The sequence below is a fragment of the Kitasatospora phosalacinea genome (genome assembly GCF_030268885.1).
Taxonomy (GTDB): Bacteria; Actinomycetota; Actinomycetes; order Streptomycetales; family Streptomycetaceae; genus Kitasatospora; species Kitasatospora phosalacinea_C.
Window position 1 is genome coordinate 93864 of the sequence record NZ_BSSA01000011.1, and the last position, 12071, is coordinate 105934.

Annotated in this window: 10 protein-coding genes; 5 read left to right on the forward strand and 5 right to left on the reverse strand. The window is 72.8% G+C overall.

Annotation, left to right across the window (positions count from 1 at the left end; translation table 11 throughout):
* Positions 1–2: 2 nt before the first annotated feature.
* The 5 genes from QSK52_RS17775 to QSK52_RS17795 form a co-directional block, all read right to left on the reverse strand.
* Positions 3–1028: an ADP-ribosylglycohydrolase family protein gene (locus tag QSK52_RS17775; RefSeq protein ID WP_285737061.1), complete on the reverse strand. Its 1026-nt coding sequence runs from the start codon at positions 1026–1028 to the stop codon at positions 3–5.
* Positions 1029–1058: 30 nt separating this feature from the next.
* Positions 1059–2351: a DUF2786 domain-containing protein gene (locus QSK52_RS17780; protein ID WP_285737062.1), complete on the reverse strand. Its 1293-nt coding sequence runs from the start codon at positions 2349–2351 to the stop codon at positions 1059–1061.
* Positions 2352–2623: 272 nt separating this feature from the next.
* Complete coding sequence (locus QSK52_RS17785; protein ID WP_285737063.1) at positions 2624–3718, reverse strand: hypothetical protein; 1095 nt, start codon at positions 3716–3718, stop codon at positions 2624–2626.
* Positions 3715–5361: a transporter gene (locus QSK52_RS17790; RefSeq protein ID WP_285737064.1), complete on the reverse strand. Its 1647-nt coding sequence runs from the start codon at positions 5359–5361 to the stop codon at positions 3715–3717. The genes QSK52_RS17785 and QSK52_RS17790 overlap by 4 nt, the downstream gene beginning before the upstream one ends.
* A complete protein-coding gene (locus QSK52_RS17795) occupies positions 5358–6137 on the reverse strand; it encodes an ABC transporter ATP-binding protein (protein ID WP_285737065.1) in 780 nt (259 codons plus the stop codon). The genes QSK52_RS17790 and QSK52_RS17795 overlap by 4 nt, the downstream gene beginning before the upstream one ends.
* Positions 6138–6329: 192 nt before the next feature.
* On the opposite strand from QSK52_RS17795, the gene QSK52_RS17800 reads away from it, so the two are divergent.
* The 5 genes from QSK52_RS17800 to tuf all read left to right on the forward strand — a co-directional run bounded on the left by QSK52_RS17800 (position 6330) and on the right by tuf (position 11647).
* A complete protein-coding gene (locus QSK52_RS17800; protein ID WP_285737066.1) occupies positions 6330–6923 on the forward strand; it encodes a DUF1707 and DUF4190 domain-containing protein in 594 nt (197 codons plus the stop codon).
* A gap of 334 nt (positions 6924–7257) precedes the next feature.
* Positions 7258–7629, forward strand: coding sequence for a 30S ribosomal protein S12 (gene rpsL, locus QSK52_RS17805; RefSeq protein WP_014144289.1), 372 nt, complete (start codon positions 7258–7260; stop codon positions 7627–7629).
* A 2-nt stretch (positions 7630–7631) separates the two neighbouring features.
* Positions 7632–8102 carry a 30S ribosomal protein S7 gene (gene rpsG, locus QSK52_RS17810; RefSeq protein WP_030457432.1) on the forward strand — a complete coding sequence of 157 codons (471 nt, stop codon included), beginning with the start codon at positions 7632–7634 and terminating at the stop codon, positions 8100–8102.
* 39 nt (positions 8103–8141) lie between these two features.
* The gene (gene fusA, locus QSK52_RS17815) at positions 8142–10247 is read left to right on the forward strand and encodes an elongation factor G (RefSeq protein WP_285737067.1); all 2106 of its coding nucleotides are present in this window, start codon (positions 8142–8144) and stop codon (positions 10245–10247) included.
* Positions 10248–10453: 206 nt separating this feature from the next.
* A complete protein-coding gene (gene tuf, locus QSK52_RS17820; protein ID WP_285737068.1) occupies positions 10454–11647 on the forward strand; it encodes an elongation factor Tu in 1194 nt (397 codons plus the stop codon).
* Positions 11648–12071: the final 424 nt, after the last annotated feature.

Sequence of the window (12071 nt, forward strand, 5' to 3'; positions counted from 1 at the left end):
GATCACGTGCCGGTCGGGTAGCGGCCGTCCAGTGCCGTGCGGTTGCCGAGGGCGAACGCGGTGACCAGGTCGTCGGCCACCTGGAGGACGACGTCGCGGCCCTCGACCAGCTCGCACCAGTCCGCGGGGAGGCCGGACAGGCCGTGCAGCGCGCCGACCAGGTTGCCGCAGACCGCGCCGGTGGAGTCGCTGTCGCCGGAGTGGTTGACCGCCAGGACGAGGGCCGCGCGGGCGTCCGTGCCGACCAGGGCCGCGTACACGGCGACGGCCAGGCACTCCTCGGCGATCCAGCCGAGGCCGACGCGTTCGACGGCCTCCGCGCTGCCGGGGCCCTCCGCCGCCACGCGCAGGGCCCGGCGCAGCGCGGCGGCGGTCTCCGCGCCCCGGTCCTGCGCGTCGAGCCGGACGAGGACCGCGTCGACGGCCGGGCGCAGCGGGGTGCCGGTGGCGACCAGGGTGACCAGGGCGGCGAAGGCGCCCGCCGCGAGGTAGCCGGTGGGGTGGCCGTGGGTCAGCTGGGCGGCCACCGCGGCGCGTCGGAAGGCCTGCTCCGGGTCGAGGCCGATCAGGCCGAACGGGGCCGAGCGCATGACGGTGCCGCAGCCCTTGGAGCCGGGGTTGACCGGGCCGTCCTGACCGAACGGGGCGGCGGGCCGGTAGCCGGTGGCGACGCCGGTGGTGCAGGCGTTGCCGGGGGCCCGGGAGGCGTACAGGAACTCCTGGGCGGCCAGCCAGCCGTCGGGCCGGGGGCCGGGTCCGGACATCCGCTGGGTGGTGAACCAGCGGCGGTAGGCGGCGTGCAGGTCCTCCGGGCGGCCGCCGCGCAGCAGGCCCTCCGCGGTGAACAGGGTCATCTGGGTGTCGTCGGTGACCTGGCCGCCGAGGGGGGCGTCGGCCAGGTCGGTCAGGCCCTCCGGCCCGTACTCGGCCCGGATCCGGTCCAGGCGCCGGAACTCGACCGGCCAGCCCAGGGCGTCGCCCAGGGCCCCGCCGAGCAGGGCGCCCCGTACCCGTTCCCTGAAGTCCATCCTCGTCCCCCCGTGTGCGCCGACGGGCCGTCAGCGCTCGATGCGTCCTGAGCCGCGGTGCAGGGAGGCCCGGTCGGCGGCGGCCCGGCCCTCGGCCCAGCCCTCGCCGTCGCTCACCCGCACCCGCTGCGACACCAGCTTGGGGAACATTCTGCCCACGGCGTCGTCGACCGCCTCCGCCCGGGCCGCCAGGACCGGCAGCAGGCCGCCGTCGGGGACGGCCGGCAGCGGCGTGCCGTCCGGGTCGGCGGCGGGCGCGCGACCGGTGGCGGCCTGCTGGGCGGCCTCCTCGGTGGCGCGCTCGGTGGCGTCCGCCAGCCGCTCCCGGATCCGGGCCGCGTACGCGACCAGGAAGGACTGCCGGAACGCCTTGGTGCGGGCCGCGCCGTCCTTGTGCTTGCGGCTGCCCGCCCGGTGCATCGCGGCCGTGGCCTGCACCAGCAGCGAGGTGTAGAGCAGTTCCACCGCGTCCAGGTCGGCGTCGAAGCCGACCACCGTGCAGAACCCGAACTCCTTCGCCCACACCACCCGGCACCGGTTCGCCGCCGCTACGGCGTCCAGCAGCATCGTCTTGGGGCCCTCGTACGGGTTGTCCACGCCGATCCGCACCGCCGCCGGATCGTCCGCCGACCGGCCGCCGCCCGCCGCGAGCAGCGCCTCGTCGATCGAGTGGCGGGCCATCAGCTCCTGCGCCTTCGCGGTCAGCGCCTCCGCCTCGTCCGGGAACCCGGTCGACTCGGCCTTCGCCAGCAGCGCCCGGATCCGGCCCAGCATCCGCGGCTCGTCCGCGCGCGGCGCCCCCGCCCGCGGGGCGGCCTGCCCGGGCGCCGGGCCCACCGGCTGGACGGGCGGCAGCAGCGCCCAGGCCCGCAGCAGCTCCAGCGCGGCGGTGGCCAGCGCGAACCGGTCCAGCCGGTGCCGGGCCGCGAACTCCGGCAGGTACGCCTCGTCGGAGGGCCACCACGGGTGCGCGTCCAGCTCCCGCAGCTGCTCCCGCCAGCGCCGGTCCAGGGCCGCCGCCGGGTGCCGTCGGCCCTCCGCCGCGATCAGGTCCGCCGCCAGCGCGACCTGCACCGGGCCCAGCTCCCGCCGGGCCACCCGCACCAGGTCGGCGGGCTGCCACCCGGCCGCCCAGCAGCGGCCCACCGAGCGCTCCGCCGCCCCGAGCAGCGCCCGGCTCACCGCGGGCCACCGCTCCGCCGAGGCCGCCAGCAGCGACGCGGCCCCGTCCACCACGTACTCCAGGCCGTCGGCGGGCGCACCCGCGACCCGGGCCACCGCCTCCGCCACCAGCTCGTCCACGGGCTGATCGGTGCTGGCCACGGCGGTTCCTGCTTCCTGCGGGGGACGGGGGAGGGGACGCCCTCCATGATGCCGGAGCGCGCCGCACCGCCCGGCGCCGCCCGGGAACGCCGCAGGTCAGGTGCGGTGCCGCGGCCGGTCCGAGCAGGCGCAGACGCCCCGCGTTCTGCCGGGCGTACCTGCGGACGACCGTCGTCGGCGCCGCCACCGCGACGGACCCCCCGACCCGCTGCTGCTCGTCCGGCGTCAGCCGCTGCGCGGGCGGGCGCCGGATCCTTCCCCACGGCCCGCCGTCATCCCGCCCCGCCGTCGCCCGCCCGGAGGGCGGCCAGCAGCGGCGGCGCGTCGGAGGCGTCGAGGGTGAGCAGCACCGGCGCGCCGGACCCCGCCTCCCGGCACTCGACGGCCAGCGGCCTCTTGCCCGTACCCACCAGGGGATCGTCCCGAAACGGCCGCCGGACCCGCTCCACCACCAGCCGGGCCGGGTACGGCCGCACCGACAGGCCCTCGTCCAGCGCGGTGGACAGCCGGCCGTCGACGACGACCAGGCAGCCGTGCCCCGTCGTCCGCGGGGGAGCGCCCGGGCCGGCCACCGCGCCCGGGACGCAGACGCGGTCCGGGGCCGCCACGGCCGGGACGTCGACCAGCGGCGTCCGGTCGCGGCGGCGCAGGAGCAGCGCCCGACCGGCCGCCGCCGCCAGCACCGGTACGCCGAGGAACGCCAGCACCTGGGCGTACGGGACGTCGGGCTCGTCGACCGCCCCGGCGAGCACGCCGACCGCGGCCGACGCGAGCGCCGCCTCCCGGGCCCAGCGCAGCTGCCAGGGGCGGGCCAGCGGGTTGCGCCACGACCGCAGGCCCAGCCAGAGCGCCTGCCAGAGCGCGCCCGCGGCCAGCGGCAGGGCGGCCAGGCCCAGGGCCAGCGGGAGGTGGTGCCCGGTGTTCGGCGTCGCCGTGGTCTCCTGCCGCGCGCCGTCCAGCCGGAGCGCGACCAGGCCGCCGCGCCAGAACTCGGCGGTGACCCGGGCACCGTCCGCGGCCCCGAACAGCGAGTCGCCGTCCGGTAGTTCGGGCCGGAAGGCGGTGCCGTCCGCCCCGGCCAGCCGCAGCCACCAGGCTTCGCGCTTCCCGCCCCGGTGCTCCTTCCCGACGACGGTCAGCGGCACCTCCAGGACGCACGCCGCACCGTCCGCCGCCGGGCAGCGCGGCGCGGCCGCGAAGGCCCGCTGCTCGGCCCGGGCGGCGGGCAGCGCCCCCAGCAGCGCCCAGCCCGCGACGGCCGCGAGCAGCACGGCGGCCAGCAGGGACAGCCACGCCCCGCGGCGGTCGCCCGGCGACACCGGTCGGCGCGCCGCCGTCCCCGCACCCGCTCGGGGGCGGCTCGTCACCGCTCGATCACCTTGGCGAGGATCTCCGGCGCCCGCCCGAGCAGCCGCCCCGCGGCCAGCCGGATCCCCAGCAGCGCCAGCCCCGCCCCGTACAGCGCGCCCGCGGGGAGCAGCGGCCAGGACGGGTGGTGGCCCAGCAGCAGGAAGCCGAGCAGCGCCCCGACCGGCAGGCAGAGCACCGCCACGCCGACCATCGAGCCGAAGGCGTTCAGCATCACCGCGCCGTTCTGCCCGGGCGCCGCGTTGCGCATCGGGTTGCCGTCGGCGGGCAGGGCGTACGGGGCGAGCACGCTGAGCACGCAGCCCAGGCCGAGCGCGGTGCCGAGCACGGCCAGCGCCAGGCCGAGCGCCGGGGCCAGGTCGGCCCAGTCGCCGGTGAGGGCGGCCACCGGCGGGCCGAACAGCAGCAGCACCGGCACCGCGTACAGCGTGATCGCCAGCACCCGGCCGCGCAGTTCGTCCCGGGCGTCGCGCCGGGTGCCGAGGGTCGCGGCGACCATCCAGAACCCGGAGCCGTCCATGCCGAACAGGTTGCCGGACTGCAGGCCGAGCATCATCCCGCCGATCGCGATCACGTACACCGAGCCCCAGCCCTGCACCACCGACAGCACCGCGAACACCGCGGTCATGCCGATCCCGGTGAACACCGCGGCCTTCGCCCGCGGCTCCCGCCAGGCGTACCGCAGGTGCCGCTGGGCGACGGTGCCGACCCGGCCCGCGGGCAGCAGCCGCCACAGGCCCTCCGCCCGGGCGGAGGCGGTGGACGAGGACTCCAGCAGCGTCGAGGAGTCGCCGCTCACCATCAGCTCCCGCAGGCTGCGCAGCCACCAGCGCAGCAGCAGCACCAGCACCCCCGCGGTGAGCAGCAACTGCCCGGCGGCGACCGCGTACGCGCCCTCCCCGGCCGAGCGCACCGCGTCGATCGCCGCCACCGGCGGGATCCACCGCACCACCGAGGCGTACGGGTGCAGCACCGAGAGGTCGATGCCCCGGCCGGAGCCGTTCAGCGTGCTCTGCAGGCCCAGGTTCCCGGCCTGCGCCAGGACCGCGAACAGCAGGCCGCCGAAGATCGCGAAGTCCTTGCCGCGGCGGCTCGACAGCATCCGGGCGTTGGCCGCCCCGACCGACCGGATCAGCGCCACCAGCGTCAGCAGGACCAGCGGCACCGCGAGCACCGCCACCGCCGCCGAGGCCGCGCCCCGCCCGGCCGCCACCGCGGCGCCGACCAGCAGCAGCAGGTTGATCAGCGGCCCGGGACCGACCAGGCCGCCCAGCAGGGTGCCGCGCAGCAGCACGGACTCCCGCAGCGGCAGCACGGTCAGCCGGGTCGGGTCGGCGCTCTCGTCGCTGGAGAAGAAGAACAGCGGCATCGCGGCCCAGCACACCGTCAGCCCGGTGACCAGCACCGCGGCCGCGTCCGCCGCTCCCGCCCGACCGTGCAGCACCACCAGCCCGAGCGCCCCGGACAGCCCGAACAGCAGCCCGATCAGCAGGCCGAGCACGTACCCGACCGCCAGGCCGCGGCTGCGGCGCAGCCCGTTGCGCAGCAGCCGGAGCTTGAGCGCGACCAGGGCCCGGACGACCGCGCGGTCGGCGGCCGGGTCGGGGGCGGTGGCGCGGTCGTCCGCGGGGGCGGCGCTCACCGCTGACCCCCGCCCAGCCAGTCGAGCGCGTTCCCGTCGTCCTCGCGGACGCCGACCAGCCCGAGGAACGCCTGGTGCAGCGAAGTCCCGCCGCGCACCTGCTCGGTGGGCCCGGCGGCGACCACCTGCCCGGCGTTGACCACGGCGACCCAGTCGCACAGCGACTCGACCAGCTCCATCACGTGGCTGGAGAACACCACGGTGGAGCCGGAGGCGGCGTACCTGGTCAGCACCCCGCGGATGGTCTGCGCGGAGACCGGGTCGACGCCCTCGAACGGCTCGTCCAGGAACAGCACGTCGGGGTTGTGCAGCAGCGCGGCGGCGAGGCCGATCTTCTTGCGCATGCCGGTGGAGTAGTCGGCGACCAGCTTGTCGGCGGAGCCGGTCAGGTCCAGCACCGCCAGCAGCTCCTCGGCCCGCCGGTCGGTCTCCGGGCCGGGCAGCCCGCGCAACCGCCCGTTGAAGCGCAGCAGTTCGCGCCCGCTGAGCCGCTCGAACATCCGCAGCCCCTCGGGCAGGATGCCGATCCGCGCCTTGACCGCGACCGGGTCCTGCCAGACGTCCGCGCCGTGCACCAGCACCGTGCCCCGGTCGGGCCGCAGCAGCCCGGTGACCATCGACAGCGTGGTGGTCTTGCCGGCCCCGTTCGGGCCGACCAGGCCGATGAACGACCCGGCGGGCAGGTCCAGGCTCAGCCCGGCGACGGCGGTCTGCGCACCGAAGCGCTTCCACAGGTCGCGGATCGAGACGGCGGGCGGCGGGGTGGTCGCCTCCATGGCAGGTGGTCTCCTTCGCGGGCGGTCCGGTACGGGGTGCCGCTGCGACCCTATGATCATTCGGTTGCCCGGACATCCCCCGAACGGCGGTGCGCCACCGGTTCCCGCCCCGCCCCGGCAACTACCCGGCGCCGCCGTTCGTCCTGCATCCTGGGAGCGCAATCGCAGCACGGGGATTCGGAGGTGGCCGCGGTGGCAGGTCAATGGGGTCAGCCGGCGCCGTACGGGCAGCAGCCCTGGCAGCCGGCACCGACGCCGCAGTCCGCCATGCGGGCCGCCAACTCGGACCGGGAGCGCACCGTCGACGTGCTGAAGGCCGCGTTCGCCGAGGGCCGGCTGACCGCCGCCGAGTACGAGCAGCGGATGTCCGCCACCTACCAGGCCAGCACCTACGGGCAGTTGGCCGCCCTGGTGGCCGACCTGCCGTCCGGGCCGATGGTGCAGCCGTTCGGCGCGCCCGTCCCGGTGGTGCCGCCCACCTTCATGCCCGCCCCCCTGCCGCGGGTGCCCACCCGGCACAACGGCCTGGCGGTGGCCTCCGCGACGATCGGCTGCCTGACGCTGCCGGGGGCCGGTTTCACCGCCGCCATCGCCGGCCCGGTCGGCCTGGTCGCGCTCGGCGTCGCCGGCACCGCCGCCGTCGTCGTCGGCCACCGGGCCCGCGCCCAGCTGCGCACCACCGGGGAGGACGGGGACGGCCTGGCGGTGCTGGGTCTGATCATGGGCTGGCTGTCGCTGGTCGTCATGCTGTTGCTCGTCATGGTGGTGGCCTCGTCGGGGAGCTGAGCCGCACTCGCCCCGCCCGGCGCCCGATCCCGTGCGGGGCCCGAGGGCGCGCACGGCCGGGTGCGCCCCATTTGTTTTGACCGCCGCCTGTGCGCTAGGTACGCTCTGACCTTGTGCCTGGGGTGTGCCCGGGTCCTTGTGCGTGCCAGCAGATCGGCCGCCGCAGCGGAGACTCCACCCGCTCGGTGCGCGCCGTAGCCGCAGCGCAGCTCATGGGATTCCGCGATTCTTCCCCCGAAGAAGGCCCAACACGCCCGACCGCGTGGGTCGGAGTGTGCGGGCCATACCGCAGGTTAGTTCCACCAAGCCTTGGCACACAGAAAACGGAGAAACGGTGCCTACGATCCAGCAGCTGGTCCGAAAGGGCCGGCAGGACAAGGTCGAGAAGAACAAGACGCCCGCACTGAAGGGTTCGCCCCAGCGCCGCGGCGTCTGCACGCGTGTGTACACGACCACCCCGAAGAAGCCGAACTCGGCTCTCCGCAAGGTCGCCCGTGTGCGCCTCACCAGCGGGATCGAGGTCACCGCCTACATTCCGGGCGAGGGCCACAACCTGCAGGAGCACTCCATCGTGCTGGTCCGCGGTGGCCGTGTGAAGGACCTTCCTGGTGTCCGCTACAAGATCATCCGCGGCTCGCTCGACACCCAGGGTGTCAAGAACCGCAAGCAGGCCCGCAGCCGCTACGGCGCCAAGAAGGAGAAGTAAGAATGCCTCGTAAGGGCCCCGCCCCGAAGCGCCCGGTCATCATCGACCCGGTCTACGGCTCCCCGCTGGTGACCTCGCTGGTCAACAAGATCCTGCTGCACGGCAAGCGCTCCACCGCCGAGCGGATCGTCTACGGCGCCCTCGAGGGCGTCCGCGAGAAGACCGGTGCCGACCCGGTGGTCGCGCTCAAGCGCGCCCTGGAGAACGTCAAGCCGACCCTCGAGGTCAAGTCCCGCCGCGTCGGTGGCGCCACCTACCAGGTGCCGGTCGAGGTCCGCCCGGGCCGCGCCAACACCCTGGCGCTGCGCTGGCTGGTCGGCTACTCCCGCGCCCGTCGCGAGAAGACCATGACCGAGCGTCTGCTCAACGAGATCCTCGACGCCAGCAACGGCCTGGGCGCTTCCGTGAAGCGTCGCGAGGACACCCACAAGATGGCCGAGTCCAACAAGGCCTTCGCGCACTACCGCTGGTAGTCCGAACCCCGTCACTAGACAGAGAGAGAACGAGCCACCATGGCTGCAACCTCCCTTGACCTCGCCAAGGTCCGCAACATCGGGATCATGGCGCACATCGACGCGGGCAAGACCACCACCACCGAGCGGATCCTGTTCTACACCGGTGTCTCGTACAAGATCGGTGAGGTCCACGACGGCGCTGCCACGATGGACTGGATGGAGCAGGAGCAGGAGCGCGGCATCACCATCACGTCGGCCGCGACGACCTGTCACTGGACCCTCGACGGTGTCGACAACACCATCAACATCATCGACACCCCGGGCCACGTCGACTTCACCGTCGAGGTGGAGCGCTCGCTGCGCGTGCTCGACGGTGGCGTGACGGTGTTCGACGGCGTCGCCGGTGTCGAGCCCCAGTCCGAGACCGTGTGGCGGCAGGCTGACCGCTACGGCGTCCCGCGCATCTGCTTCATCAACAAGCTGGACCGCACGGGTGCCGACTTCTACTTCTGCGTGCAGACCATCGTGGACCGCCTCGGCGCCACCCCGCTGGTCATGCAGCTGCCGATCGGCGCCGAGGCCGACTTCTCCGGCGTCGTCGACCTGGTGAAGATGAAGGCCCTGGTCTGGTCCGCGGACGCGCCCAAGGGCGAGATGTACGACGTCGTCGACATCCCGGCCGACCTCGCCGACAAGGCCGCGGAGTACCGCGAGGCCCTGATCGACACCGTGTCGAACGTCAGCGACGAGGTGATGGAGCTCGCCCTGGAGGGCGAGGACATCCCCGAGGAGCTGCTGGTCGCCGCGATCCGCAAGGGCACGCTGAACTCGGACTTCACCCCGATCTTCTGCGGCTCCGCCTTCAAGAACAAGGGCGTCCAGCCCCTGCTCGACGCGGTTGTGAAGTACCTGCCGTCGCCCCTCGACATCGAGGGCATCGAGGGCACCAAGCCGAACAACCCCGACGAGAAGATCGTCCGCCAGGCCTCGGACGACGAGCCGCTCGCCGCGCTCGCGTTCAAGATCATGTCGGACCCGCACCTGGGCAAGCTCACCTTCGTCCGCGTGTACTCCGGCCGCCTGGAGTCCGGCACCTCGGTGCTGAACTCCGTCAAGGGCAAGAAGGAGCGCATCGGCAAGATCTACCGCATGCACGCGAACAAGCGTGAGGAGATCGACTCGGTGGGCGCCGGCGACATCGTCGCCGTCATGGGCCTCAAGCAGACCACCACCGGTGAGACGCTGTCCGACGAGAAGCAGCCGGTCATCCTGGAGTCCATGGACTTCCCGGCCCCGGTCATCCGCGTCGCGATCGAGCCCAAGTCCAAGGGCGACCAGGAGAAGCTGGGTGTCGCCATCCAGCGCCTGGCCGAGGAGGACCCGTCCTTCCAGGTCAACACCGACGAGGAGACCGGCCAGACGATCATCGCCGGCATGGGCGAGCTGCACCTCGAGGTGCTGGTCGACCGCATGCGCCGCGAGTTCAAGGTCGAGGCCAACGTCGGCAAGCCGCAGGTGGCGTACCGCGAGACGATCCGCAAGGCCGTCGAGCGCATCGACTACACGCACAAGAAGCAGACCGGTGGTTCCGGCCAGTTCGCGAAGATCCAGATCGCGATCGAGCCGCTGGAGTCCGGCGAGGGCTACGAGTTCGTGAACAAGGTCACCGGTGGCCGCGTTCCGAAGGAGTACATCCCCTCGGTCGACGCCGGTTGCCAGGAGGCCATGGAGTTCGGCGTGCTCGCCGGCTACCCGCTCCAGGGCGTCCGCGTCAGCCTGCTCGACGGTGCGTCGCACGACGTCGACTCGTCCGAGCTGGCGTTCAAGATCGCCGGTTCCATGGCGTTCAAGGAAGGTGCCAAGAAGGCGTCGCCGGCTCTGCTCGAGCCGATGATGGCCGTCGAGGTCACCACCCCCGAGGACTACATGGGCGACGTGATCGGCGACATCAACTCCCGCCGTGGCCAGATCCGGGCCATGGAGGAGCGTCACGGTGCCCGCGTCGTCAAGGCGCTGGTGCCGCTCTCCGAGATGTTCGGCTACGTCGGTGACCTGCGCAGCAAGACCTCTGGTCGCGCGAGCTACTCGATGCAGTTCGACTCGTACGCCGAGGTTCCGCGGAACGTGGCGGACGACATCATCGCCAAGGCCAAGGGCGAGTGACGTCCCGGTAATCGGGACGAACCAGACCCTTTAGGCTAGAAGGAGGGCACCCGGACGCTCACCCGTCCGGGTTCCGCCCGGGAGCCCTCCGGCACCCCCACCCGCGGGACGGCTACGGGGCGCGACACCAGCGCCCCGTTACCAAAAACCCGATCCAGACCAACTGACGTCGTACGGCGTACAGAACTGTCCTCAGGAGGACTGCAGTGGCGAAGGCGAAGTTCGAGCGGACGAAGCCCCACGTCAACATCGGCACCATCGGTCACATCGACCACGGTAAGACCACGCTGACCGCGGCCATCACCAAGGTGCTGCACGACGCGTACCCGGACATCAACCCCTTCACGCCGTTCGACCAGATCGACAAGGCGCCGGAGGAGCGTCAGCGCGGTATCACCATCTCCATCGCGCACGTCGAGTACCAGACCGAGGCGCGTCACTACGCCCACGTCGACTGCCCGGGTCACGCCGACTACATCAAGAACATGATCACCGGTGCGGCCCAGATGGACGGTGCGATCCTCGTCGTCGCCGCCACCGACGGCCCGATGCCGCAGACCAAGGAGCACGTCCTCCTGGCCCGCCAGGTCGGCGTCCCCTACATCGTCGTCGCCCTGAACAAGGCCGACATGGTGGACGACGAGGAGATCCTGGAGCTCGTCGAGCTCGAGGTCCGCGAGCTCCTCTCCGAGTACGAGTTCCCGGGCGACGACCTGCCGGTCGTCCGCGTCTCGGCGCTGAAGGCGCTCGAGGGCGACAAGGAGTGGGGCGAGAAGCTCCTCGGCCTGATGCACGCCGTCGACGAGGCCATCCCGACCCCGGCCCGCCTCACCGACCAGCCGTTCCTGATGCCGATCGAGGACGTCTTCACGATCACCGGTCGTGGCACCGTCGTCACCGGCCGCATCGAGCGCGGCATCCTCAAGGTCAACGAGACCGTCGACATCATCGGCATCAAGACCACCAAGACCACCACCACGGTCACCGGTATCGAGATGTTCCGCAAGCTGCTCGACGAGGGCCAGGCCGGTGAGAACGTCGGTCTGCTGCTCCGCGGCATCAAGCGCGAGGACGTCGAGCGCGGCCAGGTCATCATCAAGCCGGGTTCGGTCACCCCGCACACCGACTTCGAGGCCCAGGCCTACATCCTGTCGAAGGACGAGGGTGGCCGTCACACCCCCTTCTTCAACAACTACCGTCCGCAGTTCTACTTCCGCACCACCGACGTGACCGGCGTCGTGACCCTCCCCGAGGGCACCGAGATGGTCATGCCGGGCGACAACACCGCCATGACCGTCGCGCTGATCCAGCCCGTCGCCATGGAGGAGGGCCTCAAGTTCGCCATCCGTGAGGGTGGCCGCACCGTCGGCGCCGGCCAGGTCACCAAGATCCTCAAGTAATTGACGATCTGACCTCCGGTCAACTCCGGGGCCCGGTCCACTCCTTCGCGGGAGTGGGCCGGGCCCTCGGCGTTTTTCCGGCGGGGGAGAGGTTTGGCGAGCGCGCAGCGGGTGTGACGTGCACCCCAGCGGGTGAACCCGATTGGCGTATCGCCCGCGTTCTGTGGCAGGATGTCTGAGTTGCTCGGTTGAGTACCGATGCTGCGCGCCTCCCGCCGGGAGGACCGGAAGCGAGTCCCACGTACTCGTCGTTCCCGTGAATGGCCGTCCATGTGCCCACGTGCTGTGTGTGGGTGCAGTGGTGTGTAAGCGACACCGCGGCAGCTGCGGGGCGAAAGTACGGGAATCTTCCGGGAAGCGTGTGCGGGGTATCGACCCGGCTCCACCCCACCCAGCAGTTCGAAGCCGACGAGATCGTTTCGCC